The sequence below is a fragment of the Komagataeibacter sp. NFXK3 genome, from assembly GCF_054182245.1.
Genome location: NZ_JAPIVJ010000007.1, coordinates 173,730 through 191,926, shown reverse-complemented (window position 1 = coordinate 191,926; position 18,197 = coordinate 173,730). Strand labels below are relative to the sequence as shown.

The 18,197-nt window shown below is 62.3% G+C and carries 18 protein-coding genes; 12 read left to right on the top strand and 6 right to left on the bottom strand.

The annotated features are described in order from the left end of the window. Window positions 1-669 precede the first annotated feature (669 nt). The 4 genes from OQZ28_RS09785 (at window position 670) to spt (ending at window position 5,258) form a co-directional block, all read left to right on the top strand. A complete protein-coding gene (locus OQZ28_RS09785) occupies window positions 670-1,803 on the top strand; it encodes a sensor domain-containing protein (RefSeq protein WP_458135978.1) in 1,134 nt (377 codons plus the stop codon). A 53-nt stretch (window positions 1,804-1,856) separates the two neighbouring features. Next, window positions 1,857-3,599, top strand: coding sequence for a fatty acyl-AMP ligase (locus OQZ28_RS09780; RefSeq protein ID WP_458135977.1), 1,743 nt, complete (start codon window positions 1,857-1,859; stop codon window positions 3,597-3,599). A gap of 198 nt (window positions 3,600-3,797) precedes the next feature. Continuing rightward, complete coding sequence (locus OQZ28_RS09775) at window positions 3,798-4,049, top strand: acyl carrier protein (protein WP_007400085.1); 252 nt, start codon at window positions 3,798-3,800, stop codon at window positions 4,047-4,049. A 6-nt stretch (window positions 4,050-4,055) separates the two neighbouring features. Beyond that, window positions 4,056-5,258 carry a serine palmitoyltransferase gene (spt, locus tag OQZ28_RS09770; RefSeq protein ID WP_458135976.1) on the top strand — a complete coding sequence of 401 codons (1,203 nt, stop codon included), beginning with the start codon at window positions 4,056-4,058 and terminating at the stop codon, window positions 5,256-5,258. Here the strand turns inward: spt and OQZ28_RS09765 are convergent. After that, window positions 5,242-6,204, bottom strand: a complete 963-nt coding sequence (locus OQZ28_RS09765; RefSeq protein ID WP_458135975.1) for a hypothetical protein — start codon at window positions 6,202-6,204, stop codon at window positions 5,242-5,244. The two genes, spt and OQZ28_RS09765, sit on opposite strands and share 17 nt — an antisense overlap. A gap of 12 nt (window positions 6,205-6,216) precedes the next feature. Further along, complete coding sequence (locus OQZ28_RS09760; protein WP_458135974.1) at window positions 6,217-7,209, bottom strand: diacylglycerol/lipid kinase family protein; 993 nt, start codon at window positions 7,207-7,209, stop codon at window positions 6,217-6,219. A 66-nt stretch (window positions 7,210-7,275) separates the two neighbouring features. Here OQZ28_RS09760 and OQZ28_RS09755 point away from each other — a divergent pair, with 66 nt between their 5' ends. The 8 genes from OQZ28_RS09755 to OQZ28_RS09720 all read left to right on the top strand — a co-directional run bounded on the left by OQZ28_RS09755 (window position 7,276) and on the right by OQZ28_RS09720 (window position 14,440). After that, window positions 7,276-8,229 carry a metallophosphoesterase family protein gene (locus OQZ28_RS09755; protein WP_458135973.1) on the top strand — a complete coding sequence of 318 codons (954 nt, stop codon included), beginning with the start codon at window positions 7,276-7,278 and terminating at the stop codon, window positions 8,227-8,229. Window positions 8,230-8,269: 40 nt separating this feature from the next. Further along, window positions 8,270-9,502 (top strand): LptF/LptG family permease, encoded by a 1,233-nt coding sequence (locus tag OQZ28_RS09750; protein ID WP_458135972.1) that lies wholly within the window; start codon window positions 8,270-8,272, stop codon window positions 9,500-9,502. Next, on the top strand, window positions 9,499-10,605 hold the full coding sequence (locus OQZ28_RS09745) for an LptF/LptG family permease (protein WP_458135971.1): 1,107 nt from the start codon (window positions 9,499-9,501) through the stop codon (window positions 10,603-10,605). Before OQZ28_RS09750 ends, OQZ28_RS09745 begins: the two co-directional genes overlap by 4 nt. Next, window positions 10,602-11,384 carry a sterol desaturase family protein gene (locus OQZ28_RS09740; RefSeq protein WP_130731283.1) on the top strand — a complete coding sequence of 261 codons (783 nt, stop codon included), beginning with the start codon at window positions 10,602-10,604 and terminating at the stop codon, window positions 11,382-11,384. Before OQZ28_RS09745 ends, OQZ28_RS09740 begins: the two co-directional genes overlap by 4 nt. Window positions 11,385-11,392: 8 nt before the next feature. Beyond that, window positions 11,393-12,166 carry a nucleotidyltransferase family protein gene (locus tag OQZ28_RS09735; RefSeq protein ID WP_458135988.1) on the top strand — a complete coding sequence of 258 codons (774 nt, stop codon included), beginning with the start codon at window positions 11,393-11,395 and terminating at the stop codon, window positions 12,164-12,166. Window positions 12,167-12,184: 18 nt separating this feature from the next. After that, the gene (locus OQZ28_RS09730; RefSeq protein ID WP_130731284.1) at window positions 12,185-12,685 is read left to right on the top strand and encodes an MmcB family DNA repair protein; all 501 of its coding nucleotides are present in this window, start codon (window positions 12,185-12,187) and stop codon (window positions 12,683-12,685) included. A gap of 24 nt (window positions 12,686-12,709) precedes the next feature. Further along, window positions 12,710-13,498 (top strand): inositol monophosphatase family protein, encoded by a 789-nt coding sequence (locus tag OQZ28_RS09725; RefSeq protein ID WP_308720602.1) that lies wholly within the window; start codon window positions 12,710-12,712, stop codon window positions 13,496-13,498. 126 nt (window positions 13,499-13,624) lie between these two features. Further along, on the top strand, window positions 13,625-14,440 hold the full coding sequence (locus OQZ28_RS09720) for a lipid-binding SYLF domain-containing protein (protein WP_458135970.1): 816 nt from the start codon (window positions 13,625-13,627) through the stop codon (window positions 14,438-14,440). Window positions 14,441-14,492: 52 nt separating this feature from the next. On the opposite strand, the gene mltG is transcribed toward OQZ28_RS09720, so the two are convergent. The 4 genes from mltG to fabG form a co-directional block, all read right to left on the bottom strand. After that, window positions 14,493-15,503, bottom strand: a complete 1,011-nt coding sequence (gene mltG, locus OQZ28_RS09715; protein ID WP_458135969.1) for an endolytic transglycosylase MltG — start codon at window positions 15,501-15,503, stop codon at window positions 14,493-14,495. A 57-nt stretch (window positions 15,504-15,560) separates the two neighbouring features. Next, a complete protein-coding gene (gene fabF, locus OQZ28_RS09710) occupies window positions 15,561-16,826 on the bottom strand; it encodes a beta-ketoacyl-ACP synthase II (RefSeq protein ID WP_242621792.1) in 1,266 nt (421 codons plus the stop codon). Window positions 16,827-16,918: 92 nt separating this feature from the next. Further along, entirely contained in the window at window positions 16,919-17,158 is a 240-nt protein-coding gene (locus OQZ28_RS09705; RefSeq protein WP_003618476.1) for an acyl carrier protein, read from the bottom strand. Between the two features lie 256 nt (window positions 17,159-17,414). Further along, entirely contained in the window at window positions 17,415-18,170 is a 756-nt protein-coding gene (fabG, locus tag OQZ28_RS09700; protein WP_458135987.1) for a 3-oxoacyl-[acyl-carrier-protein] reductase, read from the bottom strand. Window positions 18,171-18,197 lie beyond the last annotated feature (27 nt).

Sequence of the window (18,197 nt, the reverse complement as noted above, 5' to 3'; positions counted from 1 at the left end):
AGATACGCCAAGCTACCTAGACCAGTCTCACCCAGTCCAGACCGCCAATTATCATCCCTAAAGACAACAATCGCGCCGCCAGCATATCCCTTCCAGATACTCTCTCTATTCTCTTGTCAAAGAACCCGCCGGAGCAGCATCGCCGTCCGGTGAAGGGGCTTTTACGGATATTAGCCCCCCCTGTCAACGCCACGCCAAAAACCCGGAAAACACACGGTATTCAGCCATAAAACACACATAACATTCACAATCCGCACCAAAAAAAATGCACCAGAATGAAAATTATATGAAAAAAGGAGGGGCAAGCCCCTCCTTTCCGTAAAGCCGGTGTCGTGGCCATGACATCGGATATCTGGCGCATGGGCCAAAACAGGCAATTAGCTTTCGCAATCAGCGTGACAGCCCGAGCGATGAACGCAATTTCCTGAGGCCGATCAGGTCGCCAGCGGCTTCCTAATCATCAAGCATGGGAACGGCTTATATATATGGTCGAAGCGTTCATCGTTTCATTCCGCTTCGAATTGATTTATCGCAAGGCAGATTTCATTAAATGTCACACCCTTATTGGCAACCAAGTATGCTATCCTGCAAAACCTTCCTTGTTGGGTGGGCAAATAGGGATAGAACTATGTCATCTTGTTTTTAAGCGCGCTGCCAGGCTTACTTTAAGTGCATCATATCCTTTTCCCGTATATTGCCCAGCCACACCAGGAATTCCATTCGCTCCCGATCGCGTTGGAAATGGCGCGCCTGTACAAAGATGTTCGGGTTCATATTGCCAGCCTGACAGAGGAACGTGCCGCACGCCTGCGCCAGCTTTCGCACCTCTATCCGGAGTCTTCCGTTACCTTTGATACATTGGCCATGCCCGAGTGGATCCGTGATCATATAAAGGAGCATGGACCGACCCCCCTGAGCAAACTGGCCGTGCTTTTTCTGAACAGAAATTATTTCAACAAGTTTCAGGCCATTGTGATTCCTGAGCGTACATCGCTCTATTTACGCAAGATGGGGGTCCATAATCCCCGCCTCATCTGGACCCGGCATGGCGCGGGAGACCGGGCCATCGGCTTTACCAATGATGTGCGGAAATTCGACTATATCCTGATGGCAGGCCATAAGGTTGAAGAACGGCTGCTCCACGCGGGCACGCTGCGTGATGGGCACTACACCACTGGAATCTATGCCAAATTTGACATGGTGCGTCGGCTCCATATTCAGGCGCGCCCGCTTTTTGATAATGGGCGCCCCACGGTGCTCTATAACCCGCACTTCAGTCGCAGCCTGTCATCATGGCCACGATTTGGCATGAAATTGCTGGAATATTTTGCGCAGCAGGAAAAATACAATCTCATCTTTGCCCCGCATTACCGGCTTTTCGATACCAATCGTGAGAAAAGTATGGAAATTCTGGCGCCCTTTACCCAGTGCCCCCATATGATCATTGACCTTGGCAGCGATAAAAGCGTCGATATGACCTATACCATGGCCGCCGATCTCTATCTGGGCGATGTCAGCAGCCAGGTCAGTGAATTCCTTATCAAACCGCGCCCATGCCTGTTCCTCAACGCGCACCGGACCGCATGGCGCGGAGACCCCAATTATGAGAGCTGGACCCTTGGCCCCGTTGTGGAAAATGTGGAGGCGACAGGCAATGACCTTGACAATGCTTTCCTGTCACATGCAAATTTCCTTGATCGGCAAAAAGAGTATATACGCGACACATTCGGGTTTGAGCCGCCGGCAGATACGGCGGCCAGAGGCGCGAAATCGATTATTGACTTTTTGAGGGTAATTGGTTGAACACCGCCCATTCGCCGTTTCAAGATACGTCTGTGGAAGTCAAATTACCGGAAATGATAAGCCTCCCGACCCCCTCCGATTCTGGTCTGCCCCGTCGTTACGGCGATTTTTCGTCGTTTCCGGCTGCGCTGGACTATGCCGCCCAGGGCAAGAGCGGCTTCAACATCTATTCCGGCAAGGGCGTCCTGCTCGAAACGCTGCCTTACAGCACGTTGCGTGAACAGGCGATCGAGACCGGCAGGCGCCTGCTGTCACTGGGGCTGGTGCCGGGCGACCGCGTCGCCATCGTGGCGGAAAGCGATGGTGACTTCGCCCGCATTTTCTTTGGCTGCCAGTATGCCGGGCTGGTGCCTGCCCCCCTGCCGCTGCCCGTCGCCTTCGGCGGGCGCGAAGGGTATGTCGCCACCCTGCGCGGCATGATCGAGGGGGCTGCGGCATCGGCCGTGGTCATTGCCTCGATCATCGCTTCATGGACGGACGAGATCACCACCGGGCTGGACCTGAAGTTCTCCGGCACGCCAGCCGAACTGCTACAAACGCCCATTACGGTTGAAACCCTGCCCCCGGTCGGACCGGATGACCTGTCCTACCTGCAGTTTTCCTCGGGCAGCACGCGTTTCCCCATGGGCATTGCCGTAACCCAGCGCTCGGGCATGGCCAATGCGCATGCCATTGCGCTCAATGGACTCAAGGTGCGTGAAACCGGCGATCGCTGCGTGTCGTGGCTGCCGCTCTATCATGACATGGGACTCGTTGGTTTTTTCTTAACGCCCATGACCTGCCAGCTCAGCGTTGACATGCTGCCCACGCGCGAGTTCGCCCGCCGCCCCCATGTGTGGCTGGACCTGATCAGCCGCAATCGCGGCACGATCTCCTACAGCCCCTCCTTTGGCTATGAACTGTGCGCACGTCGCGCCACCTCGATCGAGCTTGACCTCTCATCGTGGCGCGTGGCGGGCATTGGCGGCGACATGATCCGCTATCATATCCTTGAGGATTTCGCCCAGCGCTTCGCATCCGCCGGGTTTGACAGCGGGGCCTTTACCGCCAGTTACGGCATGGCGGAGGCCACACTGGCCATCAGTTTCGCCCCGCTCGGCGCGGGCATCTGCACCGATACGATCGACCTGCGCGCGCTTGAAACGCAGGGCAAGGCCGTGCCCTCCAACGATCCGGCCCGCGCACTGCGCACCTTCGTGCTGTGCGGTGAAGTGCTGCCGCAGCACGAGCTCGAGGTCCGTGACGCGCAGGGCCATGTGCTTGGCGACCGCGAGATCGGCACTGTCTACGTGCGCGGCCCGAGCCTGATGCAGGGCTACTTCCGCCGCCCGCAGGAAACCGCCCGTGTGGTCGATGCCGAGGGCTGGCTCAATACCGGCGACCTTGGCTACATGCTCAACGGGCAGGTTGTCATTACCGGGCGCGCCAAGGACCTGATCATCATCAACGGCCGCAATATCTGGCCGCAGGATCTGGAATGGTCGGCCGAGACCGAAATCAGCACCCTGCGCAGCCGTGACGTGGCCGTATTCTCGGTTGATGAGGATGAAGGCGAGAAGATCGTAGCCCTCGTGCAGTGCCGCGCCACCTCGCCTGAGGCCCGTGAAACGCTGAAAACCGAAACGGCCAGCCTGTTCCGGCGGCAGCACGGGGTTGATGTGTCCATCATCCTCGTGCCGCCCCATACCCTGCCGCAGACCTCATCGGGCAAGCTGACGCGGGCGCGGGCGCGGGCCATGCTGCTTTCGGGGGCGTTCCAGCCGCTGGAAACATCATCTTCCGTTTCCGTGGTCTGACCCGTCTGGCAAGCCGTCCATCGGCCTTGCCACGTCAGTTCAGGATGGAAAGCAGGACTGGCCAAAAACCTGTTTTTCGCGCATAAGGCTTTGCAATAAGGGGACGGATTGCAGTCCCCTCCCCGCCACATGCGCGGGGCGACCATTCATGCTGATCCGCTGCCCCTGGCAGGCCGGACATGCCATAAGGATGTAGGAATGAGTGAAACGGTAGCGAGCGTCTCCGCGCTGATCGTGAAGACGCTGCTGGCGAACCCCAAGGTTCCCCGTGATATCAATGGCAGCAGCAAGATCGTTGAAGATCTGGCCTTTGATTCACTGGCCGTCATGAATTTCGTCATGGAAATCGAGGATACCCTTGATGTTTCCGTGCCGCTTGACCGGCTGGCCGATATCCGCACCATTGATGACCTGGCTGCCTGCATTGTTTCCCTCAAGCAGGCTTCCTAACGCATCATGTCGATTTTTTCCAAATATGAAGGCCTGGCTTCCGCCCTCGCATCCGTAACCGCTGGCGGCGGCCGCAACCCCTTCGATGTCGTGATCGAAAAGCCCATTTCCTCAACGGTGGGGCTGATCGAAGGGCGCGAGACGCTGCTGTTCGGCACCAATAACTACCTGGGGCTGAGCCAGTCCCCCGCCGCGATCAAGGCTGCGGTCGCAGCGGCAGAGGCCTATGGCGTGGGCACCACCGGCTCGCGCATTGCCAATGGCACGCAGGGTCTGCACCGCCAGCTGGAGGAACGGCTCTGCGCCTTCTTCCGGCGCAAGCACTGCATGGTGTTCTCCACGGGCTATCAGGCCAATCTTGGCACCATTTCCGCCCTTGCGGGCAAGGATGACTACCTGCTGCTCGATGCCGACAGCCATGCCAGCATCTATGATGGCAGCCGCCTTGGCCATGCGCAGGTGATCCGCTTCCGCCACAATGATGCCGATGACCTGCACAAGCGCCTGCGCCGCCTTGAGGGCACGCCGGGTGCGAAGCTTGTTGTGGTTGAAGGCATCTATTCCATGATGGGCGATGTGGTGCCCATGGCGGAATTCGCCGCCGTAAAGCGCGAGACCGGGGCCTGGCTGCTGGCCGATGAGGCCCACTCCGTTGGCGTGATGGGCAAGCATGGGCGTGGCGTGGCCGAAGCCGATGGCGTGGAAGATGATGTGGACTTCGTGGTCGGCACCTTCTCCAAAAGCCTGGGCACGGTGGGGGGCTACTGTGTCTCCAACCATGCAGGGCTGGACCTGATCCGCCTGTGTTCAAGGCCTTACATGTTCACGGCCTCCCTGCCGCCGGAAGTCATTGCCGCGACCATGGCGGCCCTGACCGAACTGGAAAACCACCCCGAACTGCGCATCCGCCTGATGGACAACGCCCGCAGGCTGCATGCGGGCCTTCAGGCGGCGGGCCTGCGCACCGGCCCGCAGGCGAGCCCGGTCGTATCGGTCATTCTGGATGACGTGGCGGTTGCCGTGGCGTTCTGGAACCGGCTGCTCGACCTTGGGGTTTACGTCAATCTCAGCCTGCCGCCCGCAACGCCGGACCAGCACCCGCTGCTGCGCACCTCCGTCATGGCCACGCATACGCCTGCGGAAATTGACAAGGCTGTTGATGTCTTCGCGACAGTCGCGCGCGAACTTGGGCTCAACCGCGCCGCCTGAAGAACCCTGCCTGCCGGAGCTTCCATAACAGATACGGTAGGCAGATCAGCGGATGCCGCTCGGAAAATGGCCCGAGCGGCAGTTCAATACCGGAATGCCGCCTGATCTTCCAGGCGATATAGCGCGCGCCCCCTTCAAACGTGAAAGCGCCCTTGAACAGGCGGCTGACATTGAGCGCCCGCCCCAGTCGCCCGCGCAGCCACCAGCCTTCATGCATGCTGCGCCGCAGTTGCGGGGTCAGGCGCGGGGCAAGGCGATCCCCTTCTCGTGAGAACGGCAGGCCATCAGCCAGCCATATATCAGGCAGCAGGGCACGATAACGCGCCTCGCGCCCCTCAAGCAGGGCAGATGGCCTGCGCCCGTTTTCCACCCGCAATTCCGCGCCATAAGTATGCGCGAACAGCGCCAGCCAGAATTCATCCGCCGTGCCCTGTTCAGGGCCAAGCGCTGCCGCCCAGCGCCCGGCCTGCCCCATGGCGCGCACCAGGCAGCCCAGTATGGCGTCGGCCGCCTCCGGCCCGCGCACCCAGACCAGCCTGACCGGCTGGCAGAACCGCGCCCAGATGGTGGTATCCAGCGTGGCCCGCCCCGTCATGCGCCGGAACTGGGCAATCGACAGGATGGCGACCTTGGCGCGGATGATACGGCCGCCAACGGGAATCTCGTGATATTCCACATTGGGTGGCAGCAGGCGATTGGCCTCACGCGCGAAGTAGCCTGCGCCCCAATCCTCCAGCCGCTCCACGATGACATAAAAGTCCAGCACGCCATCCGGGTCGGGTTCGCGCAGCACGGAGCCGTAAAAGAGCACGCCCAGAGGCTGCGCTGGCCCCAGCAGGTCGCATACGAACTGCGTGACAAAGGCCGGAACCGGCTGGACCAGTTCACTGGCCAGCGTATGGGCAATGCGCCCTGCCGCGGCAAGGCGGCTGGAAGGATCGGCCATGGTCAGCATTCCTCAGGCGTGAATGAAATCGATGGGTGCCGTGGCGGACAGCACGATCCGGCCAGACGCGCCGGGGGAAAAGACTTCCCCATCGAGCACGAAGTCGGATTCAAGCGCCATTTCAATCCGCTCCTCGCAACCGCTGCAGTAATCCGGATTATGCCGCAGCCAGGCCGGGTGCCGCCCCCGCAGCAGCGCCCAGGCAGCAGCCGCAAGGCGCGAGGGCTGGCCTGCCACATGCAGATAATTGATCACATCGGAGCGCCCACCCGCCACGTTCCAGAACGGCCATATGCCGTGCGGCAGGCGCTGGAGCGTGCTGGACAGGAATAGGAAGCAGTTTCCATGCCGCACGGAGCGCGCACCCGCCTTGAGCGTAATGGGGTTGCCCCGCATCCATTCCTGCCGCGAGCGCCGCGTGAACAGATGCGCGACCGAAGACAGGAACGAGACGACAACCGCCATTTCATGGGAGTAATTGTTCAAGATGGCGGGCTGGTGGGCCAGTTCGATACCGCGCGTAAAGGCGGCTGCCCCATGGAACATGCCCACGACCGCAGGCTTGCCCTCGGCCTCGGGCCATTCAACCACAAGCCCGCAGCGCCTGCGCACCCTTCCCCGCAGCGTACCGGCGGCAGCAAGGCTGAGCAGCCGGTCAAGTGCTTTCTGCCCGCGCAGGCCAAAGCCCACGTCACCCGCGATCAGGTTGGTATTGCCCGAAGGCAGGATGGCAAGGGCAGGAAAACGCGCGGGCGCGTAATGGCGATGGATGGCGGTCAGCACATCGCTGACCGTGCCATCCCCCCCATCGACCACGATACAGCCCATGTCGCGCGCGGCCAGCTGCGCGATTGCGGCATCAAGAAGGGAACGGTCGGCCGGATCAATGAAATTCTCTCCCAGAAGGCTACGGGCCATCGGGGCATACGAACTCTTGTCGCCCATGTTCCGCCGGCTGCGCGGGTTATAAACAAGCGCAAAACGTCCGGTCACTGATGATTCCATCCCTGTCTGAAATTTGACTTACAGGCCATAAGCAACCATCTGCCTTCTATTGCAAGGCACGAAACGATGGAACGCATCACCACACCGGCAGGCATAACACGGCCCGGCCCGGTTGCTGACCGGCCTGATGCAGGGAAAGACAGCAGCTTGAACACCATCACCATAGCCCATCTTTCCGACCCGCACCTGCCGACGGAAATGTCGCCCCCGCGGCTGCGCGAGAAGCTGAACAAGCGCCTGTTCAGCCATCTTTCATGGAAGCGGCGCCGCCGTTTCCTGCACCGCCCGGAAATTCTGGCCCGCGTGATGGCCGATATCGGCAGCGCCCATGTGAACATGATCGCGCTGACCGGCGACCTGACCAACATGGGCCTGCCGGGAGAATGCCGCCACGCCCTGCGCTGGCTTGAACAGATGCCCGCGCCATGCACAGTCATACCGGGAAATCATGACACCCTTGTGCATGATAACTGGCAGCAGACCGTAGGGCTGTGGCAGCCCTGGATGGGCGCACTCCCTTTTCCGTTCGTGCGCCGGGTGGGTCCGGTTGCGCTGATCGGGGTGAGTTCGGCGGTGCCAACGCCGTGGTTCCGGGCGACGGGCCGCGTGGGCGTGCGCCAGGCCGCGCGCCTGGCCACAATACTGCACGAAACAGGCAGGCAGGGGCTGTGCCGCATTGTCATGATTCACCATCCGCCTGTGCCGGGCCTCGCCACGGCCCGCAAGGCGCTCAGGGATCCCCAGCATTTCGCCCATAGCATTGCACGCGAAGGCGCGGAGATGGTACTCCATGGCCATATCCATACCTCCACCCTGTCTTCCCTGCCCGGCCCTGCTGGCGCCGTGCCGGTACTGGGTATTGCATCGGCATCGGCACGCGCGCATGACCCGCTGCATGCGGCGGCATGGAACCGGATTGCCATCACGCCACGCGACGGGGGATATACGCTTGGTGTTACAAGGCGTTTCTTTCCGGCGGGGGGCGTAATGGGTACAACGCAGGAAACTATTTTTGAATGAGTCCTCCCCCGTATCGTTTTTCGGATATAAGCACGCCTAGATGAGCCGCATGTCTTTACAGCACGGGATTCTGGCCAAGCTGCGTCCCAACACCATGGACCGCTACCTGCTGCGGCAGGTCGTGCCGCCGTTTTCCATCGCACTGGGCGTGGTCATGTCCGCCCTGCTGCTGGAGCGGCTTTTGGTGCTGTTCAACATGCTGGCTGCCAATGGCAGCTCCATGAAGACATTTTTCGGCCTGCTCAGCGACCTGATCCCCCATTACCTGGGGCTCGCGCTGCCGGCGGCCATGTGCGTAAGCGTATTTTCCATTATCCGGCGCATGAGCGCCAACCATGAAATCGATGCCCTGACGGCCAGCGGGGTCTCGATCTTCCGCATCTGCCAGCCTTTCGTGCTGACGGGGGCGGTCTTTGGCGTGCTGGCCTTCTCGCTTTATGGCTTCATCCAGCCTTACGCGCGCTATGACTACCGCTCGGCCTTCTATTTCGCCAGCCATGCAGGCTGGACGCCGCACCTGCAATCCAGGATGTTCGCCATATCCGATGACATCATGCTCACGGCCGAGAACGTGGACCATGCAGGCTCGCGGCTGTTCCATGTCTTCATCCGCGACAATTCGGACAAGACGCGCGTGCGCTACATTACCGCGCAGAAGGGCTACCTGTACAATCCCGCTGACGGCTCGCGCATGCGGCTTGACCTCGTCAACGGCACCATCGTGACCGACACGCACGACAAGTCCCCCACCATTACCGGCTTTACCCGCACGACCCGCCTCATCTCCGGTGAGGCCAAGCTTGATGATGAAGCCTATCGCAAACGCGGCGAGACGGAACGCGAACTGACCGTGCCCGAGCTGTATTACGGCATCCGCCACGGCTATCCCGGCATCAGCCCGTCCTACATGCTGGCCGAGCTACACTTCCGCCTGGCGCGCACGGCCTCCATCCCGTTCATACCCATCCTGGCCTGCGCGCTCGCGGGCGTGCGCAAGCGCCAGAAGGGCAATCCCGGCCTGGCCATTGCCGCCATCACGCTGGTCAGCTTTGACCACACGCTGCAGATGGGCATGAGCTTCGTCGCCAACATGCACATGTCCCCGCTGCTGGTCATCTGGCTGCCCACTGTCATCTTCGCCGGGGTGTGCGTGGGCATGCTGATCCGGCAGGCGGGCGGCCTGCGCACCCTGCTCTCGCCGGGGCCAAGCATGCCGCCACGGCAGCTCTCGGCGGATGGCCTGCCGCGACGCATGCAGGAAAAAGAGGCATGAGGCTCCGCCTGCGCCTGGCCAGCGGCACGGTCCTGCTCGGGTATCTTTCACGCGAGCTGCTGGCCAAGGTGTTCACCACGGCCATCATCGTCGTGGCGCTGATGGAAATCCTGGCCCTGCTGGAGCAGGTGACCGAAATCATGCACCGCCACCTTGGCCTGTCCGGGGTGCTGTACTACGCGGTCATGCACCTGCCGCTCCTGTTCGGCAATGCCATGCCCATCGCCGTGCTGATTGGCGCGCTGCTCACCCTGCTGCAGCTGACCACATCGAACGAAATCTCGATCATGCGGGCGGCTGGCCTGTCCACGCCGGGGCTGATCAAGCTGTTCCTGCCCACCATCATCGGCCTTGGCGTGCTGTGCGGGGTGGTCAATGACCAGATCACGCCGCGCTCGGAGCAGCACCTCGCCCAATGGTGGAACGCCACGACACCCGACGCCGCGACGGTATCGCACAACTACTGGCTGCGCGCGCGCGATGACCTGATCAACATCAACTACCTTTCCCGCGGGGGGGAGGCGCTTGACGGTGTCACGGTCTACCACCGCGACCACCAGAGCCTGCTGGAAAAGGTCACGACCCTGAAGGACGTGCATTACATGCATGGCCACTGGTATGGCACGCCCACGCGCGTGCTGAGCGTGATCAGCCCGACCCGCGTCGACCTGCTCGACACGCCCGAGCAGCCCGTGCGCCTTGACTGGCCCGACACGCTCACGCCGGGCTACCTGATGCAGATTACCGTCAGTTTCACCCAGTCCATCGGCACCATGCTGGCCGAGCAGAACGACACCATGCCTTCCAGCCAGTCGTCCTCGTTTTTCATAACCGAAATACTGGGACGCATCATGTTACCGGTCACGTTCGCGGTAATGCTGTTACTCGCCGTGCCGGTGGTCTATATCCCCCCCCGGGCTGGCACGCGCAGCTGGTTACCCATATGGTGCCTCGGCGCGGGCCTGCTGTTTGTCGTGTTCCAGGGGCTGCTCCGCGCGCTTGGCAATGCGGGAACATTGCCCTCGCTTATGGCGATATTCGTCGGGATCCTGATTTTCATCCTTGGCGTCATCACCGTGCTACTGAGGATCGAAGAGCGATGATTACAAATACCCTGAAGAACAGTTCCATCCGCACAGGCCGCAGCTTCGACCTGGGCAAGATGAACCTGTCCCAGCTCTGGATTGCCTACCTCACCTACCCCACCATCCTCCTGTATTTCGTGCTGGCCATCGCCAGCTACGCGGTCATGGTGTACGCCTACACGTCGTTCGTGCCGGTCGCCATCAGCATCGCGGCGGTGGTGCTGGTCTATCCGCTGGTCTGGTATGGCATCCATCGCTTCATCCTCCACGGCCGGTTCCTCTACCGCATGAAATGGAGCGCCTCCCTGTGGAAGCGCATCCACTTCGATCACCACCAGGACCCCCACCTGCTGGACGTGCTGTTCGGCTCGCCGCTCAACACCATTCCCACCATTGCCATCGTCACCATTCCCATCGGCTACGCCATTGGCGGGCTGGCGGGTTCGGGCGCCGCCTTTGGCGCGGGGCTGACCATTACGTGCATCTATGAATTCTTCCACTGCATCCAGCACCTGAACTACAAGCCGCGCATGCGCTGGATCCAGTTGATGAAGCAGCGCCACGTGCTGCATCACTTCCATAACGAGAACGGCAATTACGGCATCACCAGCTTCGTGGCCGACCGCATCTTCCACAGCTACTACCCCGATGCCCGTGGCTGCCCGCGCAGCCCCACCGTGTTCAACCTTGGCTATGACATCGAGGAAGCCCATCGCTACCCCTGGGTGATGGAAGAGACCGGCTCCCCCCCGCGCGACCGCCCCGATGGCGCCAACACCACCCGGAACGCGGCGTGAGCACGGGCATGGCGCTGAATGTTCTCATCCTGGCCGGCAGCAGGCCGGGACGGCCCGACCCCATGGCGCAGGCGGCGGGTATTTCGCACAAGGCCCTGCTGCCGGTTGGCGGCAGCCCCATGATCAGCCGGGTCATCGCGGCGCTCCAGTCGGTCGAGGGCATTGGCAGGATCGCCATCTGTATCGAGCGCCCCGAGGTGCTCGCGGGCATCGTGCCTGACAATGTCACCTTCATCCCCCCCGCGTCCGGGCCGAGTTCCAGCGTGATGAAGGCGCTGGACACGCTGGGCACGCCGCTGCTAGTCACCACCGCCGACCATGCCCTGCTCGAACCCGCCTGGGTGCGCAGCTTCGTGCAGAAGGCACAGGAAAGCGGGGCCGACGTGGCCGCGGGCATTGCGATGGAACGCGACATCCTGCGTGATGTGCCGGGTACCAGGCGCACCATGATCCGCCTGGCTGATGGTGCCTTCTCGGGCTGCAACATGTTCCTGTTCCGCACGCCTGCGGCGGCCGGCGTGATCCGGCTGTGGCAGAAGCTCGAGGCCGACCGCAAGAACCCGCTTAAAATGGCGCGCACGCTCGGCCTGGGCATCCTGCTGCGCTTTGTGCTGCGCCGCCTGACCCGTGCGGATGTATGCCGCCGCATCGGCCAGCTTTCACACGCACGCGTGGCCATGATCGAGCTGTCCAACGGGCGCGCCGCCGTGGATGTGGACAAGCCCGCCGACCTTGAGCTGGTCACGCACCTGCTCGCCTCCACCCCCCTGCCCGCGACCTGAGGCCCACGGCCTTACGCCATGCACCGCCCATCCGCGCCACAGCTCCAGTCCGCCATCCGCACGGGTGTCAGCCAGATGTGCCGGATGCATGGGTGGGCGGTGCTGCATGAATTCGTCCTGCCCGATCGCAGGCGGGCCGACATCATGGCCCTGACACCGCAGGGCGACCTTTTGTGCATCGAGATCAAGTCCGGCCTGCCGGATTTTCGCGCCGACCACAAATGGCCCGATTACCTGCAATGGTGCGACCAGCTCTATTTCGCGGTCAACCAGGACTTCCCCCGCCACATCGTGCCACAGGCAGCCGGGCTGATGATTGCCGCCACCCGCCCTGCCGCCATGCAGGCGGCCACCTGCATGGATTGCGCCATCATCCGCCACCCGCAGCGCAGCCCGCTTGCCGCCGCGCGCAGGCGCAAGCTCACGCTACAGTTCGCCATGCAGGCCGCCGAACGGCTGGGCCGGGTGGACATGCCGCAGGTGGAACATGCGGTGAAAACGGCATTACGTGTAGAATAGAGTATTCCACAAGAAAGGTTACCCATGTCACAGGCCATCCTGACCCGTTTTGAAGCCGCCCGCTCCGTCGTGCGCGATGCCGCCGCCCTTGCCATGAAGATGCGCCCCGCCCCCGGCGGCCCCAAGGGCACCCAGAAAAGCGCGCAGGACTGGTTGACTGAAACCGATGGCGCGGTGGAGGCCTTCATCTCCGAGCGAATCGGCATGCTGTTCCCCGAGGATGGCTTTCAGGGCGAGGAGGAAGGCCGCACCCGCACCGGCAGCCTGCGCTGGGTGGTGGACCCGATCGACGGCACCTCCAACTACGCGCGCGGGCGCAACCGCTGGTGCATCTCGCTTGGCCTGATGGATGGCGACACCCCCGTGGCCGGCATTATCGAGGCCCCGATGCTGGGCGAGACCTATACGGCGGTAAAGGGGCATGGCGCATTCCTTAACGGCGCGCGCATCCAGGCCTCCCCCGTGACCGACCCCGCCACCTCCCTGATCGAGATGGGCTGGAGCAACCGCGTGCCGCCGGGCGTGTTCCAGGAAAAGATCGACGCCATCCTGAATCTTGGCGCCATGCCGCGCTCGGGCGGGTCGGGCGCCATTGCCCTGGCCGAGGTCGCTTGCGGGCGGCAGGACGGCTATCTGGAAATCCGCATCAACCTGTGGGATGTGGCCGCCGCCCTCGTGCTTCTGGAGGAGGCAGGGGCGAAGGTTTCGCCCTTCCTGCGCGATGGCGGGCTTGAGGATGGCATCCATATCCTGGCCGCCGCCCCCGGCATTGCCGATGCCCTGTCGCAGGCGGTGGGCGTCTCCCTTAAATAACGGCAATATAGGGCTGGATCATGCCACGCAGGCTTGCCTTGAGAGCCATGATTCAGCCATGAACACAGACCACTCCAGTGCACGGACCGTTTTGGTGGATCTGCCGTGACGAATCGGAAAGGGAGCATGGGTTTGCACAAGTTTCATCTCATCAGGACGTCACTCGCCACGCTGGCCCTGATGATGCCGCTGCACGCCGCGATGGCCGCCAGCATGGAAGAAGAACAGAGCCTGGTGGACCGCGCCACGCTGACCGTGCGTGACATGTTCTCAGGCGCCACGGCGGGCAGCAAGGTTACCCGTTACCTGGCCGAATCGCGTGGCGTGATTGTCTGCCCCTCTGTGTTCCGCATGTCGATCGCTTTTGGCGGCGGTGGTGGTGGTTGCGTATTCCTCACGCGTGATGCCCATGGCTCCTGGTCTGATCCCGCCTTCTACCGCATGTCATCGGCCAATTTTGGCCTCCAGCTCGGCATGCAGGATGTGCAGGTAATGCTGTTCGTCATGACAGATCAGGGCGTGCAGTCGCTGCTCGACAGCCAGATGAAACTCAGTGCGGATGTCGGCACCTCCTTCGCCTCATCGGGTTCCGGGCTGGAAGCCGGCACGGCGGGCGAGCACAACACCTCCATCAAGGGCGTGCAGAAATCCAAGGGCCTGTTTGCAGGCGCTGCCCTTGGTGGCTCCAAGATGCGGGTCAACAGTGCGGCCAACCGCGCCTATTACAACCAGATTGTAGGACCGGAAGATATTGTAGTGTCCATGCGGGTGAACAACTCGGGTGCCGACCCTCTGCGCTCCGCCCTGACCGAAGTGCTGGCCGCCGCGCAAAGCCGCCCGGACAAGAACGGCCAGACCAGCACACCCACCACGCAGCCCCAGCAGCCGATGGAAACCGCGCCTTCTGGCTCGGTGAGCAGCCAGAGCCTGCCTGCACAGTAACAGAAACGTCCGTGTGCCGCCTTTTTAAAAGGCGGCATTTCTTTTGAAGCTTTCAGTCATTCGTGCCTGGGCTGGCCTGCGCTGCTGCGCGCCTGCTGGCCCGGAAAGCCGCCACATGGCGGTTATGGTCATCAAGCGTGCTGGTAAAATCATGCCCGCCCAGTCCATTGGCCACGAAATAAAGCTGGTCGCCCTGAGCCGGATGGGCTGCGGCATAAAGGGCCGCCATGCCGGGCGAACAGATCGGCCCCGGCGGCAGGCCAGCAATCACATACGTATTGTAAGCCGTAGGCTGCTGCAGGTCGGCACGCGAGAGCGCATGCCCCAGCGGCCCTGCCCCCTTGTTCAGCCCATAGACCACGGTCGGGTCCGACTGAAGCCGCATGCCCTGATGCAGGCGGTTGATGAACACGCGCGCCACCATGGGGCGTTCGGATGCAATGGCCGTTTCACGCTCGATCATGGAGGCCAGCACCAGCAGGTCGTGACGGTTGACGATGGCCGGATCCACCACGCGGCTTTCCCATGCCTGATCGATGGCGCGGTCCATGGCATGCTGCATGCGCGCCAGCATCTGCGCGCGTGACATGCCCCATTCATAATCATAGGTGAGCGGCATGACCGACCCCTCATCGGGGAAAGGAAAGCTGCCATCCATAAAGGGCGCATGTTCCAGCAGGTTGGCGATCTGGATGGCGGAGAGCCCCTCCGGCACGGTCAGCCTGTGCACGACCGGCTTGCCATGCCGCAGCACCAGCAGCACCTGATGGATGGAGGCATGGGCGGGAAAGACCAGCTCGGCGGCATGAAAAGCGCCATCAACCCGTGTCAGCACGGTAGCGGCCTCGAACACCTTCTGCGCAAGCCAGCCCTGCTCGACAATGCCCGCAGCCTGCAGGCTGGCCAGGACCTGCCCGGTTCCGCCATGGGGCACGACCAGCGTGCGCTGCTCAGCCAGCGGGCCGGGGGCATTGTACTGCCGCACGCCCATGAACAGGGTGCCAAGGCCTGACAGCACCAGCACGAGAAATGCCAGCCCACATACCGCCAGAACCCTGCGCACGCCCGCTCCTTCGCCCTATGCCTGAAATGAAAAGGGGCGCCCTTGGGCGCCCCGGTCCTACACGCCGCGCAGGATGACGCTGGCGTTGGTGCCCCCAAAGCCGAAGCTGTTGGACAGGATGGTGTCGATCTTGCGCTCCTGCGCCGTATGCGCCACCCGGTCGATCACGCTCTCGCGTGAGGGATTGTCGAGGTTGAGCGTGGGCGGGGCCACATTGTCGCGAATGGCGAGGATGGAATAGATCGCCTCGACCGCGCCTGCTGCACCCAGCAGGTGCCCCGTGGCCGATTTGGTGGAAGACATGGCCAGCTTGCGCGCATCATCGCCAAACAGGCGCTCGACGGCATCAAGCTCAAGGTCATCGGCCATGGTGGAGGTGCCATGGGCGTTGACGTACTGAATGTCAGCCGTGGTCAGGCCCGCGCTGCGCACGGCGTTCTGCATGGCGCGGAACGCGCCCTCATGGCCTGCGGCAGGCGCCGTGATGTGGTGCGCATCGCCCGACATGCCATAGCCGATCACCTCGGCATAGATTTTGGCACCGCGCGCTTTCGCGTGCTCATATTCTTCCAGCACCACGATACCGGCGCCCTCACCCATCACGAAACCATCGCGGTCACGGTCCCACGGGCGGGAGGCTTTTTCCGGCGTGTCGTTGAAGTGGGTGGACAGCGCCTTGGCCGAGCAGAACCCCGCAATGCCCAGCGGGCACACGGCGGCCTCGGCCCCACCGGCTACCATCACGTCGGCATCGCCGAGCATGATCATGCGGGCGGCATCGCCAATGGCGTGCACGCCGGTGGCGCAGGCGGTCACGACCGAATGGTTCGGCCCCTTGAATCCGTATTTGATCGAGACATGCCCCGAGACCAGGTTGATCAGGGCGGACGGGATGAAGAAAGGTGAAAGCCTGCGGGCCCGGCCTTCCTTTACCGTCACGGATGCCTCGTAGATGGTCTGAAGACCGCCGATGCCAGAGCCGATCATGACGCCGGTGCGGCAGCGATCCTCTTCCGATTCCGGCTTCCAGCCTGAATCCTCGACCGCCTCGGTGGCCGCGACAAGACCGAGATGGATGAAGCGGTCCATCTTTTTCTGGTCCTTGACGGGCACCCAGTCCGAAAGGGTCAGGCCGCCACTTTCCGTAGGCCCAGCGGGCACTTCGCCCGCAACCTGCGCGGGCAGGTCAGAGGCGTCGAACGATGAGATGCGGCCAAAGCCGTTCTCTCCGGCCACGATACGCGACCAGTTGCGCTCAACACCCAGTCCGAGTGGGCTGACCATACCCATACCGGTTACGACAACGCGCCGCTGTCCAGACATTGATCCGGTAGACTGCATCAACCCGCCCTGCTTCCTGAAAGTAACGATACCTGACTGAATTCGTAATAACTATTGATCGACAAACGGGTCGATCAGGCAGCTTTCTGCTTCTCGATGTAGTCGATCGCGTCCTTCACGGTCGTGATCTTTTCAGCTGCATCCTCGGGGATCTCGACGCTGAACGCTTCCTCGAACGCCATGACCAGCTCGACCGTGTCGAGGCTGTCGGCGCCCAGATCGTCGATGAAAGAGGCATCCGGGGTGACCTTGCTTTCGTCAACACCAAGGTGCTCGACTACGATCTTCTTAACCTTATCGGCGATTTCGCTCATCTGTCTCTGCTTCCTGTCTGCCCCTGAAGAAACGGGCGGTTCGAAACGTGTTCGTCCTGTAACGTCCCTGCAAACCGATGACGTACACCGGCCCGCTTCGGACGAAGCTGCGGGCGATTAGCACGGTTTTGATGCAATCGCCAAGGCGGCGTTTGCATTTCCTGTCCGCACGCCCCGCAATTAAGGGGACAGCTGGGCTGTCAGGACTATCTTTTTTGTCACTTCAGGCCCGCTGTCCAGCAAAATATCACATTGCTCAGACCATCGCCATGCCACCATTGACATGAAGCGTGGCCCCCGTGACCCATCCGGCCTCATCCGATGCCAGATAGACCACCGCCGGTGCGATGTCACCGGGCTGGCCCATGCGGCCGAGCGGGATGGAACCGACCAGCTTTTCCTTCTGCGCGTCAGGCAGCACGTCGGTCATGGCGGTCTGGATGAAGCCCGGCGCCAGCGTGTTCACGGTCACGCCACGGCTGCCCGCCTCCTGCGCCAGCGACTTGCCCATGCCGATCATGCCTGCCTTGGCGGCGGCGTAGTTGGCCTGGCCTGCATTGCCCGTCACCCCCACCACGGAGGCGATGTTGATGATGCGCCCCGCCCTGCGGCGCAGCATGCCCTTGAGTGCTGCGCGGCACAGGCGGAAGGGGGCGGCGAGGTCCACGTCCAGCACGCGGCTCCAGTCCTCGTCTTTCATCCGAATCGCAAGCGTGTCGCGCGTCAGCCCCGCGTTGTTGACTAAAATGGCAAGCGGCGCACCTGCCTTTTCCTCGGCTGCGGCGACCAGCGCATCGGCCGCCGTGGCATCCGACAGGTCAGCGGGGCAGACATGCAGGCGGTCAGCGCCACCTTCAGCCCCGATGCTGGCTGCGACCTCCTCCAGCACGGCCTGGCGCGTGCCTGACAGCACCACCGTGGCCCCCTGCGCATGCAGCGCGCGCACGATCTCGCGCCCGATTCCCCCCGATGCGCCGGTTACCAGCGCTACTTTTCCATCCAGCCTGAACATGAGCTGTCCGTTCCCTTCGGTATCCAT